Below are 17,826 nucleotides of genomic sequence, written 5' to 3'. Positions count from 1 at the left end.
TTCGAGCTAATCTAACCCGAGTTCCCGCTGGAGTAAGGAGATCGACTGATTGCTGATGTAGTTTTCAAAACAACTAACTTGCGGCGGACGGATCAAATCGTCGCGGGCGGCTTGAATCGACGCTTTGACAGCATCGAGACTCGCGCGATCGCAAATAATCGTACGAGCGCTGCGTACCATCGCGTTTAACTTATAGGTATTGCCCAGTTGCGTGGTAATCACCAACAACTCGTCGCCGCGCAAACTGTGAACGATGACCTCAGCCGCCCGCAGCAGTCCCGAACTAATACTGACGAGACCCAAACAGCTATCTTTCGGTAACTCTTTAACTAACTCGGTTTCCTTGGCGTAATCGTAAATATCGATAGGAATCACTCGCACCGCTCGCGGCGCGGCGATGACTTCGGCGTCGCCAATAAAGTACCGACTCGTGACGACGGTTCCCGAGTGAGCTTTCTCCAACACTTCCGCCAACTCTTCCATCGGAACCAACTGCACCGGAATTTTCAAGGCTTGCTCGAGTTCCTGCGCCATCAACTCGCCCACGCCGATGTCTTGAAGGGGCGCAGTGACTAACACGCGGGCGCTACAGCGAAGCCGCCAGTCGATTTCGCCGAGAAACAGTTCTCGGGCTTCGTTGAGAGAACAGCCCCGTTCGATGAGTTCGTCCAATCCCTGTTTGACGATGGCGCGGGCTTCGGGATACTGCTCTAAGATAGGCGAACCGAGATGAGTGCCACCTTCTTCGTGGCCTCTAGCCCGCACGTAAATTCCAGACCCCGCTTGTGCCTCGACCAAGCCAATTTCTTCGAGTTGACGGTAGACTTTACTAATCGTATTTCGGTGCAAGCCGGTCTGCATGGCCAGTTGTCGCGTACTCGGGAGTCGGTGTCCCGGTGGAAACTGGCGCGAGGCGATGGCAAACCGAATTTGGTTGAACAGTTGGTTCGACGCGGGAATATCGCTATCGGATTGAATGTGAAATTTCACGATTGTTAAAACTGCCCCCAACACACTGATCGCGTCGCCACGACGACGCGGCGATACGGCCATTTTAACGGTTGAGGGGTTCGAGGAACCATAAGTGTCGCGCTTTCGGCTGAATCCGAGCGTCGAGATGTCAGGGAGTTTCCCGAGGGTCGCGATGCCCCCTGCCCCCAGACAGCCTTTAAAATAAGCAAAAGTTCAACCTGGTGAACCTGCGCCGATGGCATCTTCCAAGACCCAACGACGAAATCCCTCCCCATCTCAAACGGTTACCGAACGCCTGCGCCAACAAGCCGAACAGGAGTTCGGCGGCGAACTCGAGGAACTTGCCAAAGTCGACACGCGACAGCGTCCTCCCAATTGGAACCTGTCTCCTTGGGCGGTCGCCACTTACGTTCTTGGCGGAACGCTCGAGAACGGCTTCGAGATTTCTCCTAAATACATTGGAAACCGACGCCTCATCGAAATTGCGATCGCCACCCTCGCCACCGATCGCGCGTTGCTGTTGTTAGGCGTTCCGGGTACGGCGAAATCCTGGGTATCCGAACATCTGGCCGCTGCTGTTTCCGGCGATTCTACCCTCTTAGTCCAGGGAACGGCGGGAACCAGCGAAGACGCCATGCGCTACGGCTGGAACTACGCCAAACTCATCGCTGAAGGACCGTCTCGAGACGCCACCGTTGCCAGTCCGTTGATGCGGGCGATGGAAACTGGGAAAATCGTGCGCGTGGAGGAGTTGACGCGAATTCCCTCGGACGTACAAGATACGCTAATTACGGTTCTTTCGGAAAAAACCCTTCCCATTCCCGAACTCAATCAAGCGATATCGGCCCGGAAAGGTTTCAATCTCATCGCCACCGCCAACGATCGCGATCGCGGCGTGAACGACCTCTCGAGCGCTCTGCAACGCCGTTTTAACACGGTGGTTCTCCCCCTTCCGGCGACGATGGAAACCGAGGTCGAAATCGTCCGCCGTCGCGTGGAAGCTTTGGGGCGAAGCCTGGAATTACCCGCCGAACCCCCAGCGTTGCAGGAAATTCGGCGTGTCGTCACGGCGTTTCGGGAGTTGCGAGACGGGGTCACGCAAGATGGAAAAACCAAGTTGAAATCCCCTACGGCGACGTTGAGTCCTGCTGAGGCGATTTCTGTGGTGAGTAACGGTTGGGCGTTAGCGGCACATTTCGGTGACGGACAACTGCGAGTGAGCGATGTCGCCTCGGGGTTGGTGGGGACAGTGGTGAAAGATCCCAGTCGAGACGCGATCGTCTGGAAGGAATATCTCGAAACGGTGGTGAAGGAACGAGATGAGTGGCAAGATTTGTATCGGGCTTGTCGGGACGTCGAGGGTTGAGGTCGTTGCTTTTTCTGGATGCGTCCCTCCCCACGTCTCTAGAAATGGAATTTCAATGAGTTGCAATGACGATCGACCGAAATTGGATGCGCGTGGCGTTGCGCTTGGCGAAAGCGGCGGGTGAAGCGGGGGAGGTTCCAGTCGGGGCGGTGGTGGTCGACGATTCCACAAACACCCTCGTCGCCGTGGGGGAAAATCGCCGAGAACGCGATCGCGATCCCACTGCCCACGCCGAAATTCTCGCGTTGCGAGATGCGGGGCGAGCGTTAAATTCTTGGCATTTAACCCGATGCACGCTTTACGTGACCCTCGAACCCTGTCCCATGTGCGCCGGGGCGATCGTGTTGGCGAGATTGGGACGGTTGGTATACGGGGCGGACGATCCGAAAACGGGTTCGGTGCGGACGGTGTCGAACCTTCCTGACAGTCGCGTCTCGAACCATCGGTTGACGGTATTCGGGGGAATTCTCGAAACGGAATGTCGCCAGCAGTTGCAGCAGTGGTTCGATCGCACCCGGAAGCGATCGCCCCAAACGCCAAACAGAGACGCCGGTTAAGGCGTCCCTGTTGCGAGAGTTTAAAGCGGCTTCACGACTCGAACGTTTGGGGAGCGATCGATACTCCCTAGAACGTTCGAGAAACTGAAGTTAGGAGGCTTTGGACATTTCGTCGTTTGACAGGTAGCCGTTTTCTTGGGCTTTTCGGGGTTGAATGACGCCGTAACCGCCGTGGTTGCGTTCGTAAATCACGTTGATTTCTTCGGTTTCAGCGTTGCAGAATACAAAGAAGTCGTGATCGACCAGTTGTAGTTGTTCCAAGGCTTCCCGAACGCTCATCGGTGGCATGGCAAAGTATTTCGTGCGAACCACTTCTTCGGGAAGTTCGACGGTGCGATCGCCAATGAGATCTTCGACGACTGGGGCTTCGGCCACAGTTTCGCTGGTTTTGGACGGAACGTGTAGCTTGCGGTTGCGTTTTTCTTTATACTTACGCAACTGACGGGCGATTTTGTTGGCCACCAAATCGATGCTGGCGTACATGGATTCCGTGCTTTCTTGAGCGCGAATCACCGTTCCGTTGGCATAAATCGTCACCTCAGCCGATTGGTTTGTAGAGATGCGAGGATTGCGAGCGACTGACAGATGAACGTCCACTTCAGTGGTTAGATTCTGAAAGTGATTCACCGCTTTAGTAATTTTGTCGTTGACGTAGTCACGAATGGCATCGGTGATTTCAATATTTTTGCCTTGGATAACTAGTTTCATCTTTGAAATTTCCCGCTCGAGAACCCTTTTGTCAATGAAAGCTACGGTCGTTTTTCCCTGGATATTTGGGTTTGACGTTCAGCTCTACCCAAAGCGGGGCGGGCATTGCCGCTTTTTTTCGAGCCTTCTGTCAACCCCTTCGCTCTTTGGAGAAAGACGTTTTGCGAACCGAGCTTTCTTACTCCCTATTGTATGGCGGATTGCAGACAGCTTGGAAGGCACTTTAGAATCCTTTGCATTCCTTGACAATTCGTGATTTTATTTTTTGGAAATCGATACCGAAATGACTTGAAATTCTCTCGATCTTTGATATGATTTCTAGTAATATCCCTTCCCGTGTGCTTCGTGCTTTCTGGGTGAAAACCCCGATCCCCTATCAGATTGCCTGGTCTTGGCAGCGATCGCTCGTCGAGCGACGGCGTCAAACTCCCGAACTCGACGACGTACTTCTGTTACTCGAACATCCTCCGGTTTATACATTAGGACGGGGAGCCGATCCCAACTTCCTCAAATTCGATCCCGAAGCAGCCGACAGTCTAGACCTGTATCGTATCGAACGAGGTGGAGAGGTCACGTATCACTGTCCCGGTCAACTGGTTGGGTATCCGATTCTCAATTTAAACCGTTACCGCTGCGACTTGCACTGGTACTTACGCCAGCTCGAGGAAGTCGTTCTCCGCGTCTTGTCCGATTACGGACTCGAGGGCGATCGCGTTCCGGGGTTGACGGGGGTTTGGGTCGAAGGGCGCAAACTGGCCGCCTTGGGAATCAAAGTCAGTCGTTGGATTACCATGCACGGCTTCGCGCTGAACGTCTGTCCCGATTTAAAGGGATTTGGGGCGATCGTACCCTGCGGCATTGCGGACAAGCCTGTAGGTAGCTTGGCTCAATTCCGTCCCCATGTCACCGTCGAACAGGTCGTTCCTCAGATTTTCGATCGCTTTATCGACGTATTCGAGATAGAAGTCGCCGAGTTGTCGGCGTGCGATCGCGAGGTTGAGGTTGAGGGGTTCGACTTCGACGCTCCGAACTTCGATCCGACCTTGCAGAGATCGTAACTCAACTGAGGCGATCGAGATCTTAAAAAAAACGATCGATTTTGTCGAGAAACGACCGAGCCTCGCACAAATACTTTTTTTCACTCAATTCCTAAGTTTAAACGATCGTTTTTCAATCGGACTCTGACCGAGACTAGCATAGTAATAGGACGTTTCGACGACCGCTCGATTTCTGGTGTTCTAAAGCGTTTTTCAGCGACTTTTTGCATAAGACCTTGCCGTTTCCCTCTCCACTCGACTTCTCAAAAAAAACGAGAATTCAACCCCAAAATATTGAGGGAAGGTTCTGGCGATCGAACTCCGTTATCGAGTGGACGACAATTACCGTATTCCCTGCTTCTCCCGCTTCCCACGCGCGTCTTGAGGCTGGTGTCACTTCCCCTTGCAGCTCGACGTATTGTATAAACTGATGGATATTTCTCATCCCGATCTCGCGTCTCGAACGCTGCCCGCCACGGCGTTCGAGCGGCTTCACACTCTGGTTCGACATACAGTGGCCACCGACGTCGAGCCTTCGTTTGTCCTGACGGAAACCCCCTTCGCACCTGCCTTCTCCTCGCAGCAAGACCCTTCTAGAACGCGCTTCGTCCTAGGAGTATCGCCGAGTTTCAGCGCACTTCTCATCGGGCGACAGACGCCCCCTCACCCGAGTCCGACCGATCCGAAATCCCCTTCACAGGCCGACGACGAATCGATGGAGGTGGGTTTGACGTTCGACCCCGAAACCATCGCCGCTGCGTTAAACCCCGATAGTAGCCTGTGGGCGGACGCTCCCCTCGATACCGAGATCCGAAAACGCGCCTTAGCCGCCCTCGGGACGAACGACCCCCGACGCCAAAGCGAGTTCGCCCTGCAACTGGCCGCCGTTCTCGCTGAAACCGAGCGATCGCCCGATTTATCATCGGTCTGTCGTCCCGTCGAAGACGCCCTCAGCCAGCAAGTCGAACAAGAACGGTTGCTCGAACGCGTCACGACTCAAACTCGCCAGTGCGTCGAACTCCCCGAACTGATTTCGAGTACGGTCGAACACGTGCGACGTTTCCTCGAACTCGATCGCCTGGCCGTGTACCAGTTCGACCGTGTCGCTCGCGATACGTCGCCGACGACCCCATCCGAACCGTCCCACGATTGGATGACGTACGAAAGTCGCACGCCCGAGAAAGAAATTCCGTCGATTCTCTGTCCCGACTCCGACTGGAGTTTGTTAAGCCAAGACCGCGATCGCTACGAAGCGGGAGAAGTTCTCGTTCTCGACGACTTGTCCGAGGCGCGGGGCTTGTCCGGGCCGTGGCGTCGCCTGCTGAAACAGGGACGCGTGCGATCGCAACTCATCGTTCCCGTTCGCGTGAGAACTCGCACCCAAGAGGGCGAAGAACTCTGGGGACTGATCGTCGCCCATCAATGCGATCGCCCGAGAACGTGGCAACCTCGAGAACGGGAATTTCTCGAACATATCGCCGATCGCTTCGGTCTGGCGATCGCCCAAGCCCAACTGTACGCCGAACTCGAGCAGCAAAAACAAACCCTCGAACAACAGGTCGATCGGCGAACGCGGGACTTACGAGAAGCTCTGGTAGCCGCCCAAGCCGCCAGTCAAACGCGAACGGAATTTCTGGCCACCATCGGCCACGAACTGAAAACGCCTCTAACCTGCATCATCGGAATGTCTTCGACGTTGCTGCGGTGGTCTTTCGGACATTTAACGCCCAAACAGCGAGAGTATCTCCAAACGATTTATAACAGTGGCGAACACTTGATGGAGTTGATTAACGACCTGTTGGACTTGTCCCAAATCGAATCGGGAAAAACCGTGTTGAAGGTCTCGGAATTTTCCCTCTCGCAACTGGGGCGTCAGATGTTGCGGATGATGGTCGATCGCGCGGCGGTTAACGGCGTTCGTTTGAATTTAGACGTGCAGTTGAGTGCGAAGGGCGATCGCTTTCGGGCCGATCGCGATCGCGTCCGCCAAATCCTGTTCAACCTCCTCAGCAACGCGCTCAAATTTACCGCTACGGGAGGTCAAGCGAAGTTGCGGATGTCTCGAAATGCCGAATACGCCATCTTTGAAATCGAAGATACCGGCATCGGCATTCCCGAAGAACAGCAATCGCTGTTGTTCCAAACCTTCCGCCAACTCGAATCGACCTATACTCGCAAATACGGCGGTATGGGGTTGGGGCTGGCGTTGACGAAGCAACTCGTCGAACTCCACGGCGGTTCGATTTCAGTCGAGTCGCAAGTGGGTATCGGCTCGAAATTCACCATCCGGCTTCCGACGCAGCCGACGCACCCCAAAGCGGCAACGGTTCCCAGCGACGGCCACCGCCGAGGTCGCCTGAAAACCGCCGTCACGCCTCAAGGTCAAGTGATCCTGGTGGCCGAATGCGAGGAAGAAGCCACGTTAATTTGCGATTTGTTGACGGCGGCGGGATATCACGCCATTTGGATGTTAGAAAGTTCCACAGCTCTCGAACAGATCGAAATGCTCAAACCCGTGGCGGCGATCGTCGATCGCCGGTTGTCGGGAATGGACGGATGCGAGTTTATTTCCATGCTGCGCCAACTTCCGGCGATGCAGTCGTTAAAAATCCTGTTGATGACGGAAACGGGAACCCCGGATATTTTAGAGCAGTGTTTGGCCAGCGGTGCCAACGACTGTTTGTCGCGACCGATGGAACCGGAACAGTTGCTCGATAAAATCGTAGGATTGATCGCGGAGGCGCGTTAGAGGTTGAAGGGAAACCCGGCGATCTGAGTCAGTGGTGTCGTCGAACTCGTAACTGCTTAGCAGAGCAGAAATCACCGCCCTTCAAGGGCGGTGAAGATGTCAAAACAAATATAAAATCGTAAACAACACGATCCAAACGATATCGACGAAGTGCCAGTACAGTTCCGCTGCTTCCGGCCCGAAATGACTTTCGTTGGTATAGCGACCGGATTTGAGCGATCGCAGTAACACCACCGCAATCAACCCCAAGCCGAACGTCACGTGGAGTCCGTGAAACCCGGTCAAGACGTAAAACGTACTCGTAAACAGGTTGTCCGTCAAACTAAACTCGTTGGTGAAATACTCGTATCCCTGACCCAACAGGAACACCGCTCCCATCAACGCCGTAATCGCGAACCACTTTCGCATCCCCGCAACGTCGTTTTGACGGATGGCCTGGTTGCCCCGGTTCATCACGAAACTGCTCGAAACCAGAATTATCGTGTTCGCCGTCGGTAACAACAGCTCCAATTCCGGCGTTCCTTGCGGCGGCCAAACGTCCGCCACTGCACGAAACGTCAAGTATGCTGCGAACAAGCCGAGAAAAATCATCGACTCAGCCAGCAGAAACACGTAAACGCCAAAAATACGATGGTCGGGATGGTCGCCGTGGCCGGACGCCTCGGCGTGTTGAGACACCGCCATCGCGGTTTGAGAGGTATCGACAGTAGAACCTTGCATAACTTTCGCTAACTGCTTGTGTTCGATTCGTTTAAAGACTGATAGAACTTACGCAATTTAAGGTTAATTCTCACTCAATGTAGAGATCGGTGGGTATTGCCCATCCTACAAATGGTGCGAACGCGTAAGTTTTGACTCAGTTTCAAGACATCGATGCGAAACCGACAACCCCCGAGGGCGATCGCCGGTTTCTGAATACAATGCCTTACAGTTCCGCTTTGACCTCCGCCAATAATTCGGAAACGGACTGTTCGTCTTTCGGTTCGCGATCGATCCCGTAATCGTAAGGGCCCGACCACAACACCGGTTCTTCCTCGAAGTTTTCGATAATCGGCGGCGAGCTGGTTTGCCACTCCAACGTCAACGCGTTCCAAGGATTGGCACTGGCTTCGGGACCCCAAAACCAAGCCCACACGGCGTTAATCAAAAACGGGACTGTCGAAATTGCCAGAATAATCGACCCCACCGTACAAAGCTGGTTGAGCGAGGTCAGTTCGGGATCGTACTGCACCACCCGACGGGGCATCCCCTGCAATCCCAAAATGTGCATCGGGAAAAACGCCAAGTTAAAGCCGACGAACGTTAAAACGAAATGGACTTTGCCCCAAAACTCGTTCAGCATCCGTCCCACCATTTTCGGGAACCAGTGGTAAATTCCCGCGTAAATGCCGAAGACGCTACCGCCAAACAGGACGTAATGGAAGTGTGCGACGATGAAATAGGTATCGTGAACGTGGATGTCGAAGGGTACTGAGGCGACCATGACGCCGCTGAGTCCGCCGACGAGGAACATCGACACGAAGCCCACAGCGAACAACATGGCACTGTTGAGGCGAAGCTTTCCACCCCACATCGTCGCCACCCAACTAAAGACTTTGATTCCGGTGGGAACGGCGATCACCATCGTCGCGGCCATGAAGAACACGCGCAACCATCCCGGCGTGCCGCTGGTGAACATATGGTGCGCCCACACGATATTGCCCAAAAAGGCGATCGCGATACTGGAATAGGCGATCGCTTTGTACCCGAAAATCGGTTTGCGAGCGTGAACGGGGATCACTTCTGAAATCAACCCGAACACCGGCAAAATCATAATGTAAACCGCCGGGTGCGAGTAAAACCAAAACATATGCTGGTACACGATCGGATCGCCGCCGCCAGTGGGATTGAAAAAGGCCGTTCCGGCAATCAGGTCGAAACTCAGCAGAATCAACGCCCCAGCTAATACGGGCGTCGAAACCAAAATTAACAGCGACGTGGCTAACATCGCCCAGCAGAATAAGGGCATATCGTAAATCGACATCTCCTCAATCCGCATTTTGAAAATGGTGGTGACGAAGTTAATCCCCCCTAAAATCGATGAAGTTCCCAACAGCAAAACGCTGAGAATCCACATCATTTCTCCCACCTGTCCGCTGATTAAACTCAGCGGCGGATAGGACGTCCATCCTGCCACGGGGGGATTATCGATTAACAGACTGGTCAACAACAGCAAACCGCCGGGGGGAACCAACCAAAAGGCGATGCCGTTGAGGACGGGAAACGCCATGTCTTTAGCGCCGATTTGTAGTGGAATTAGATAGTTGGCAAAGGCTGCGCCGGCCGGAACGATCCATAAAAAGATCATCATCGTGCCGTGTAGGGTCAGCACGCCGTTATAGTTTTCGTATCCCAAAAAGTCGGGGTTCGGCGTGGCGAGTTCGATACGAATGCTCGTCGCCATCGCTCCGGCAATTAGATAAAATACAAAGCTCGTGACGAAGTATTGAATGGCGATGACTTTGTGATCGGTACTGAAACCGAAGAAGTCTTTCCAGTGACGCTCGTTATGTTCGGGTTCGCCATTCGGCGGCGTTGGATTCGGTTCGAGGGGTGTCGTCGTGGTCATACGTGAAGTCGTGAAGTTTCGCGTAGTTTTTGAGGGTAGGTTGGGCTAAGGAACGAAACCCAACTTATAGTTATCGGTTAATGATTTGCCCCAATTCGTTCTCGACGGGTTCTCGACAAATTCTCTAAAAACTGTCTAAAAACTATGATGGGCGTGAAGAGAGGCGAGGGTGTCTGAGGTGACGTTCCAATCGGCAGTACGGGCTTGAAGGCGATCGCTCTCTGACGGTAACGCGGCGGCCACCGTCGGCGTCTCTTCGGCTTGTTGGGCGATTTGCGACTGCAACCATGCCTCGAACTCTTCTGGGGGGTGAACGACGACTTGCGATCGCATCGCACCGTGATACGCCCCGCACAGTTCGGCGCAAATCAGGGGATAGGTTCCCGCTACTTCCGGCTTAAAGCGCAGTTCGGTTTGGCGGCCGGGAATGGCGTCTTGTTTCAAGCGAAACTGAGGCACCCAAAAGGCATGAATCACATCTTGGGCGGCAATGTTGAGTTGGACTTCTCGTCCGGCGGGAACGTGGAGTTCTCCAGAGACGACGCCGCTGTCGGGGTAGGTGAAAATCCAGGCGTATTGGAGTCCGAGGACATCGACGGCCAGTTCGGCGTTGCGGCCTTGGGTCGCCGGAGACGCCCCGACTCCGAGGGCTAACTGTTCGCCGTCCCCCTCTGGAAGTGTCGCCGCCATAGCCGAACCCGGCGCGACGGCGGTTTTCTGAGGGCCGGGGTCTCTCGAGGCGGCGGGATCGAGTCCTCCCATTTCGTTGTAGACCTCGAAGCTGTAGACCGACAACACCAGGACGATGACTACTGGAATCGCCGTCCAGACGATTTCTAAGCCGATATTACCTTCGATGGCCGGTCCGTCGGTGTTGTCTCCCGGTTTTTGGCGAAATCTAATAATGGAAATGACGATCGCCCCTTGAATGAGGAGAAACAGCCCCGTGGCGATGGTCATCATGGTGTTGAACAATCCATCGACTAAGGGGGCTTCCTCAGAGGCGGCTAATGGCATCCAGCCGTGATTCTGTCCGTACCACAGACTGATCAGGGTGATGAGGATGCCAGCGATGAGCGTGTTAATGGAAGTCGGCAGTTTCACGTAGTATCGTTTCCTCTTGTGGTACTCCAGGTCGAGCCGAGACGGACGAAGTTTCGCGTCCGCGACGGTAACTCGCTGGTTGGGTGGCGTCGAGCTGTTCGCCACTATGTAACACGGTAAAACAGCTTTCTAAATGGTGTCGTCAAATTGATAAATCTTTAGGTTTTTTTCGGAAATTGTTAGATTTATAACACTATATATCGATAATTGACGATGCAAGAATTTTTAGAAGGTAAGCACGATTACTTAAGGCGAGTGGTTTGGATGAGGGGATTTCGAGCCGTCCAGACAAAAAGGCAAGCTTTGGAAGGTTTAAATATCGGACTCTATTTTTTATTATTTTTTAATTTTTCGATCGCGATCGCTCGAGCGTCTTAGAAAATGAGGTCAATCTAAAACATTTCTAAAACTCCCCCTGACGATCGAAAGAGGGGTTTTAAGGTAAAACTAATACAAGTTCGCTAAAAATAAGGCGTCTCGAGATCGAGATCTCTCGAGATCCGATCGCCCGTTCGATTTCTTAGCTTTTCCGAAACGACTGCTTGAATACCCTGACGCGATCGAATCGAAACATTGATGGCACATTCCATCCTGAACTCATCTCCAACTCCCCAGACTGCCGATAATCCCTCGCAAGCGATCGTCCGCGTGCGCCGTCTCATCTGGAAAATCGCGATCGCTACCGTCGTCCTGATGGCGATCGGCAGTGCCACCCGCGTCGCCAACGCCGGTTTAGCCTGTCCCGACTGGCCGCTGTGCTACGGACAGCTCGTTCCCACAGCGCAAATGAACCTGCAAGTCTTCCTCGAATGGTTCCACCGGCTAGACGCCTCGCTGATTGGCTTAATGGCGATCGTTCTCGTCGGACAAAGCTGGTGGTGGCGGCGAGAACTTCCAAACTGGCTGCCCTGGATGTCCCTCGTCACCCTCGGACTCATCGTATTTCAAGGCATTCTCGGCGGTCTCACCGTCACCGAACTGTTGCGATTCGACATCGTAACCGCGCACTTAGGAACCGCCCTCCTCTTCTTCATCACCGTTGTTTCGATGGGCGTCGCCTTACTGCCCTACCGAGGTACGGGAACCGCAAAATCCCTGCGCTGGGTCTCGCTAACTGGGGCGATTCTGGTGTACCTACAAAGTCTCATCGGCGCACTCGTAGCGTCTCAGTGGGTGTTACACCAATGCCTGAGTTACAAAAATCTCTGTGCGGTGATGAACAGTCACATTATCGGCGTCGTTCCGCCAACTGTCACCGTTCTCGCCCTGGTGGTATGGGCGTTACGAACGCCAGCCTTAAGTCAACCCCTGCGAATCCTGGCAAAACTCTCTGGCGGACTCGTGTTCCTACAAATCGGTTTGGGGGTGGCAACGTTCTATCTGCGACTGCAAGTCGAACCCCTCACCGTATCGCACCAAGCTATCGGCGCATTGCTGTTAGGTTCCCTCGTGGCGTTTACCGTCCTCGCCTTTCGAGACGCCCGAGTTGTAAAGATTTAACGACAATTCACAAAACACCAGAATCTGCCTCGCCTTCTCCGTTATCAAGTCTCAATTGTCAATTCTCAATTGCTTCCCCATTCATGCAGAATCTCATCACTTCAACGACAGAACGGCATCACAGCAATTTATTCCAAGTTTTCTATAGCTACTACCAACTCACCAAACCGCGCATTATCGTTTTACTCCTCGTCACCACTGCTGCGGGAACGTTCCTCGCGGCCAAGGGTCAAGTCGATCCGCTGCTGTTGTGCGCGACGTTAATCGGAGGATGGCTCGCCGCCGCCGCCGCCAACACCATTAACTGTCTATACGATCGCGATATCGATCGCATCATGGAACGGACGAGTCTGCGGCCGTTACCCTCCGGGCGCGTGCGTCCGAGTCACGCCCTGATTTTCGCCGGAACTTTAGCCACGCTCTCGTTTGTCATTCTGGCGACGGTGGCTAATCTAACGGCGGCGTTCCTCGCCCAGTCGGGAATTGTCTTCTACGTGTTGGTTTACACCCACTGGCTAAAACGCCACACGGTTCAGAACATCGTCATTGGCGGTGCGGCGGGTGCGATTCCGCCGCTGGTGGGTTGGGCTGCGGTAACGGGGGATCTCAGTTGGGCGGCGTGGATGTTGTTTCTCATCGTGTTTTTGTGGACGCCGCCGCATTTTTGGGCGTTGGCGATTTACATTCGTGATGAATATTCCGAAGTCGGGGTTCCCATGTTACCGGTGGTGGAAGGAAACGAGGTGACGGCGAAGCAAATTTGGCTGTATACCTGGTTGATGTTGGCTTCGACGGCGGTGTTGGTGTATCCTCTCGGCGTTTGCGGTGCAGTTTATGCGGCGGTTGCGGTACTGTTAGGGATTCCGTTTGTGAAGAAAGCCCGTCAGCTTTTGGGCGATCCTGAAAATCGCGATGTGGCGCGATCGCTCTTTAAGTATTCGATTCTCTATATGATGCTGTTGTGTTTGGGCATGGTTATCGATAGTTTGCCTTGGGCGCATCACATTAACTATACGGTGGCGGAGAATTTGCAAACGTTACTCGGCGCGTTTTCGGTTAGCTTTTAGAACCCGCAACTTGGAATTTTGGTTTTGGACAACGGCGAGAGATGGCTTCTCTCGCTGTTTTTTAGGGGTGTCCTGTTTGGAGAGGCAAAGGTTAAAATCGAGGCGGTTGTTTGTGCGATCGCTCTTTCTGCCATGCCCGATCCTGTCTCCAGCTTGTTCGTCAGCTACCTCGTCACAAATATCGCTCAGAAAGCCCTCGAGGGTTACGTTCAGAAGTTCGTCACGAACGCGATCGCGGACGGGGTGAAATCGGTAGACAAGAAGCTGGCAGGGGATATCGTTCGGAAGGCGTTGAAGGAGTTCGCGATCGCCTTTGGAACGGAACTCCACACTGCCGGACTCAATCGCGCTCGGGCTAAGCCATTTCGGAAACCGGTGATGGCGTTTCTGCTGGAAGAGGAGGTACAGGCAACCTTAACAGAAGCCTTGAAAGCAAGCTGTCACAGCATCGACGCGCGGGTACTCGCTCGCTGCTGGAAAACGGGATACTATCGCCAACTTGTACCTCAGTGGTTCCCGCGAGGGGAGCGACTCTTTCCTACAACTTTCAAGGAAAACTACCCCAGTTTAGTTTACGGGAAACCGTTTCCGTTTCTCCCCCCGGAGTTCGATTGGGGACGAGTGAGTCAGGCGTATTTTGAAGCCGTCTGTAATCTCATCAAAACAGACGAGCAGTTACGCGCGGTGTATACCGTCGAACTGACCGAACAGATTGCCGCTGCACAGGGGATTCAGGCAGATTTCGATTTGCGGAAATACGCCGAAAGCTTACAGGAAACCTACGGCACGTTGCGAATTCAGAGTTTGGCTAAAAGTGCGAATCTCCACGATCGCCCCGTGAAGCTGTTTCGGGTGTTCGTGCCGCAAATGGCGCGAGAGTGCGGGGGCTACCTGCCTCATTATGACTGGCAGAAGCGGGATTTGGAGATTTTGCGGCAAAGGGGCGGTATTGCGGAAGACTTTGACCCCGATCGCGCGGAAGTTCTCAAACAAACCTATCTCGATCGAAGCGCCAACCCCGTCCAGGCATTTCTGGAACCGGGAAACGCTCAATATGCGAAATATCTCGTAGTTTTGGGCGATCCGGGATCGGGGAAATCCAGCTTGTTGCAGTGGTTGGCGTTGCGGTGGGCGCATTTGAAAGATACCGACCCAAATAAGTTGGTGTTGGAACCGCTCCCGATCGTCATCGAGTTACGACGCTATTTCGCCGAGTGGCGGGAAACTCAGTGCAGTTTTCTGGAGTTTCTTCATCGGGGGAGTAGTGCGGTTTGCCATCTCAACCAGCACACACTGAAAGAATGGCTCGATCGGGGTCAGGCGATCGTCATGTTTGACGGACTCGACGAGATTTTCCATGAAACCCATCGCGAGACGATTACAACAGCCATTCATCGCTTCACCAACGACCATCGCGACGTACAGGTAGTGGTGACATCCCGACCGATCGGTTATGACGATCGCATCCTGCGGAACGCCGAGTTTCAGCACGTCATGCTGCAAGATTTTGAAGACGAGCAGATCGAGGAGTTTTCGCAAAAGTGGCACGAGCAGGTTTACTTAGACGACGAGCCAGAACGAGAGGAGAAACAGGAGCGGTTGGCGCGATCGATCGCAGTCTCAACGCCGATTCGATTGCTGGCGCGAAATCCGTTGCTATTAACGCTAATGGCAATTTTGAACCGCTATCAGGAGCTACCGCGCGATCGATCGGAACTTTACGGCGATGCGGCGCGGTTATTGCTGTATCAGTGGGATGAGGAGGTGAAAAAGTTTCCCCAGGAAGGGCGAATTCTAGCGCAGTTGGACTACCGAGATAAAGCCCAGATCTTGCAGCGGTTGGCGTTTTCTATGCAGACCAACGGCGACAAACTTTCGGGCAATGCGATCGACGTAAAGACCCTGGAAACTATTTTGTCAGAGGAGCTGGCAACTCGACAGTTCAACGCAGATTCGCTCGCGCTGGCTCGGAAGCTCATCGAGCAGTTGCGCGGACGTAATTTCATTCTTTGCTTTCTGGGCAATGACTATTATGCCTTCGTTCATCGCACATTTTTGGAATATTTCTGCGCCCAGGAGCTTGCTGCTCGTTTCGAGCGGCGCGATGCACCCAATGCCAAAAACGCGATCGGGGTAAAGGAGTTAATCGGACTCTATAGAACACACTGGCAAGAGAAGGATTGGCACGAAGTGTTGCGGCTATTGGTGAGTTCGATTCCAGTTGGCTTTGCGGGACAGGCCATTAAAGCTCTGCTAGAACAGGAAACTGCTGACGACAAAGAGGAGAACGATCCGGCTACAGCATTATTTCTAGCGGCAGATTGTTTGGGTGAATTGCGAGATCGATCGGATGTTAAAGACCAAGCCACCGAGATCGATTGTCGTTTGAAAGAGTTTGCAAAAACACCTGGACTCAATTCCGATCTCTCGCAACGAGTCATTAACACTGTGACTGAGTTATCATTCATAGGCTCACGAGGAACTTTGACTTGGCTGCAAGGTTGTTTAGATTACGATCGATCTTCATATATTCCTGAATCGGCAGTACAGGCGATCGCACAAAACTGGAAGCAAAACAATAGTGACTTTGACTGTTTAACATGGTTGCGACATCGTGCAACTGAAGATAAAAATGAATACGTTCGAGCAACTGCGGTAAAAGAAATTGCCGAACACTTCAAGAACGAGGAAACCCGGTCTCTGCTGCTGGAGTGGGTGCGACAAGACGAACACTCCGACGTGCGCGGGGCTGCCGTTTCTGCCCTGGGCGAACACTTCAAGAACGAGGAAACCCGGTCTCTGCTGCTCGAGCGGGTGCGACAAGACGAAGACTTCGAGGTGCGCCGGGCTGCCGTTTCTGCCCTGGGCGAACACTTCAAGAACGAGGAAACCCGGTCTCTGCTGCTCGAGCGGGTGCGACAAGACGAAGACTTCGAGGTGCGCCGGGCTGCCGTTTCTGCCCTGGGCGAACACTTCAAGAACGAGGAAACCCGGTCTCTGCTGCTCGAGCGGGTGCGACAAGACGAACACTCCGAGGTGCGCCGGGCTGCCGTTTATGCCCTGGGCGAACACTTCAAGAACGAGGAAACCCGGTCTCTGCTGCTCGAGCGGGTGCGACAAGACGAACACTTCTTCGTGCGCATGGCTGCCGTTTCTGCCCTGGCCGAACACTTCAAGAACGAGGAAACCCGGTCTCTGCTGCTGGAGTGGGTGCGACAAGACGAACACTCCGACGTGCGCATGGCTGCCGTTTCTGCCCTGGGCGAACACTTCAAGAACGAGGAAACCCGGTCTCTGCTGCTGGAGTGGGTGCGACAAGACGAACACTCCGACGTGCGCGGGGCTGCCGTTTCTGCCCTGGGCGAACACTTCAAGAACGAGGAAACCCGGTCTCTGCTGGTGGAGTGGGTGCGACGAGACGAAGACTTCGAGGTGCGCCGGGCTGCCGTTTATGCCCTGGGCGAACACTTCAAGGACGAGGAAACCCGGTCTCTGCTGGTGGAGCGGGTGCGACAAGACGAACACTCCGACGTGCGCCGGGCTGCCGTTTCTGCCCTAGCCGCACACTTCGAGGACGAGGAAACCCGGTCTCTGCTGCTGGAGTGGGTGCGACAAGACGAACACTCCGACGTGCGCCGGGCTGCCGTTTCTGCCCTAGCCGCACACTTCGAGGACGAGGAAACCCGGTCTCTGCTGCTCGAGCGGGTGCGACGAGACGAACACTCCGACGTGCGATCGACTGCACTGAAAGCGATCGCCTACACACAAGCACCAACCCCCCAAACCTTCGATTTACTGTGTGACGTGGCGCGTCACGATCCGTTTGTTCGCGAATATGACACACACACTAACCCTCGCCAAACGGCTCTCGAACTCTTGCTCGATCGCTTTCCTAACAAACTCTTAGAAACCGTTATCTTACTGCGCGATCGCGCCCAAAACGATCCCGACGAAAAACTCCAAAACTGGGCGCAAGAAAAACTCAGCGAACTCGACACAAAATCAGCCTAACTCGAAACCCAGAATTCCGAGTTCGATACCGTGTTTTTTGTCTAACTTCTGACATTTTTGTTGAAATTATAATATTTTTTCAAACTTCTCCCACCTGACTTTCGACCCAAATCCGGCCGCCGTGGTGTTCCACCACCTTAACCGCCA

12 protein-coding genes are annotated in these 17,826 nt (G+C 53.9%); 7 read left to right on the top strand and 5 right to left on the bottom strand.

Annotated features, from left to right (window positions below):
- Nucleotides 1–6: 6 nt before the first annotated feature.
- Nucleotides 7–993 carry a GntR family transcriptional regulator gene (locus GEI7105_RS0108240; RefSeq protein WP_026097511.1) on the bottom strand — a complete coding sequence of 329 codons (987 nt, stop codon included), beginning with the start codon at nucleotides 991–993 and terminating at the stop codon, nucleotides 7–9.
- 214 nt (nucleotides 994–1,207) lie between these two features.
- Between GEI7105_RS0108240 and GEI7105_RS0108235 the strand changes: the two genes are divergently transcribed.
- Both GEI7105_RS0108235 and tadA read left to right on the top strand, forming a co-directional pair.
- On the top strand, nucleotides 1,208–2,338 hold the full coding sequence (locus tag GEI7105_RS0108235; RefSeq protein ID WP_017660000.1) for an ATP-binding protein: 1,131 nt from the start codon (nucleotides 1,208–1,210) through the stop codon (nucleotides 2,336–2,338).
- Nucleotides 2,339–2,403: 65 nt separating this feature from the next.
- Nucleotides 2,404–2,895, top strand: a complete 492-nt coding sequence (gene tadA / locus GEI7105_RS0108230) for a tRNA adenosine(34) deaminase TadA (protein WP_035492475.1) — start codon at nucleotides 2,404–2,406, stop codon at nucleotides 2,893–2,895.
- A 90-nt stretch (nucleotides 2,896–2,985) separates the two neighbouring features.
- On the opposite strand, the gene hpf is transcribed toward tadA, so the two are convergent.
- Nucleotides 2,986–3,603, bottom strand: a complete 618-nt coding sequence (gene hpf, locus GEI7105_RS0108225) for a ribosome hibernation-promoting factor, HPF/YfiA family (protein WP_017659998.1) — start codon at nucleotides 3,601–3,603, stop codon at nucleotides 2,986–2,988.
- Between the two features lie 311 nt (nucleotides 3,604–3,914).
- Between hpf and lipB the strand changes: the two genes are divergently transcribed.
- On the top strand, nucleotides 3,915–4,661 hold the full coding sequence (lipB, locus tag GEI7105_RS0108220; protein ID WP_051044125.1) for a lipoyl(octanoyl) transferase LipB: 747 nt from the start codon (nucleotides 3,915–3,917) through the stop codon (nucleotides 4,659–4,661).
- A gap of 409 nt (nucleotides 4,662–5,070) precedes the next feature.
- On the top strand, nucleotides 5,071–7,389 hold the full coding sequence (locus GEI7105_RS0108210; protein ID WP_017659995.1) for a hybrid sensor histidine kinase/response regulator: 2,319 nt from the start codon (nucleotides 5,071–5,073) through the stop codon (nucleotides 7,387–7,389).
- Nucleotides 7,390–7,488: 99 nt separating this feature from the next.
- On the opposite strand, the gene GEI7105_RS0108205 is transcribed toward GEI7105_RS0108210, so the two are convergent.
- The 3 genes from GEI7105_RS0108205 to GEI7105_RS0108195 all read right to left on the bottom strand — a co-directional run bounded on the left by GEI7105_RS0108205 (nucleotide 7,489) and on the right by GEI7105_RS0108195 (nucleotide 11,101).
- Nucleotides 7,489–8,109, bottom strand: coding sequence for a cytochrome c oxidase subunit 3 (locus GEI7105_RS0108205; RefSeq protein WP_017659994.1), 621 nt, complete (start codon nucleotides 8,107–8,109; stop codon nucleotides 7,489–7,491).
- A gap of 205 nt (nucleotides 8,110–8,314) precedes the next feature.
- A complete protein-coding gene (gene ctaD, locus GEI7105_RS0108200; protein WP_017659993.1) occupies nucleotides 8,315–9,997 on the bottom strand; it encodes a cytochrome c oxidase subunit I in 1,683 nt (560 codons plus the stop codon).
- A gap of 135 nt (nucleotides 9,998–10,132) precedes the next feature.
- Nucleotides 10,133–11,101 (bottom strand): cytochrome c oxidase subunit II, encoded by a 969-nt coding sequence (locus GEI7105_RS0108195; RefSeq protein ID WP_035492849.1) that lies wholly within the window; start codon nucleotides 11,099–11,101, stop codon nucleotides 10,133–10,135.
- A 576-nt stretch (nucleotides 11,102–11,677) separates the two neighbouring features.
- Here GEI7105_RS0108195 and GEI7105_RS0108190 point away from each other — a divergent pair.
- The 3 genes from GEI7105_RS0108190 (at nucleotide 11,678) to GEI7105_RS0108180 (ending at nucleotide 17,679) form a co-directional block, all read left to right on the top strand.
- The gene (locus GEI7105_RS0108190; RefSeq protein ID WP_017659990.1) at nucleotides 11,678–12,601 is read left to right on the top strand and encodes a COX15/CtaA family protein; all 924 of its coding nucleotides are present in this window, start codon (nucleotides 11,678–11,680) and stop codon (nucleotides 12,599–12,601) included.
- Nucleotides 12,602–12,684: 83 nt separating this feature from the next.
- Nucleotides 12,685–13,668, top strand: a complete 984-nt coding sequence (locus GEI7105_RS0108185) for a heme o synthase (protein ID WP_017659989.1) — start codon at nucleotides 12,685–12,687, stop codon at nucleotides 13,666–13,668.
- 132 nt (nucleotides 13,669–13,800) lie between these two features.
- Nucleotides 13,801–17,679: a HEAT repeat domain-containing protein gene (locus tag GEI7105_RS0108180; RefSeq protein ID WP_017659988.1), complete on the top strand. Its 3,879-nt coding sequence runs from the start codon at nucleotides 13,801–13,803 to the stop codon at nucleotides 17,677–17,679.
- Nucleotides 17,680–17,826: the final 147 nt, after the last annotated feature.

This window comes from Baaleninema simplex PCC 7105, assembly GCF_000332355.1.
Taxonomy (GTDB): Bacteria; Cyanobacteriota; Cyanobacteriia; order Cyanobacteriales; family Geitlerinemataceae; genus Baaleninema; species Baaleninema simplex.
This window is presented reverse-complemented; position numbering and strand designations above follow the sequence as displayed.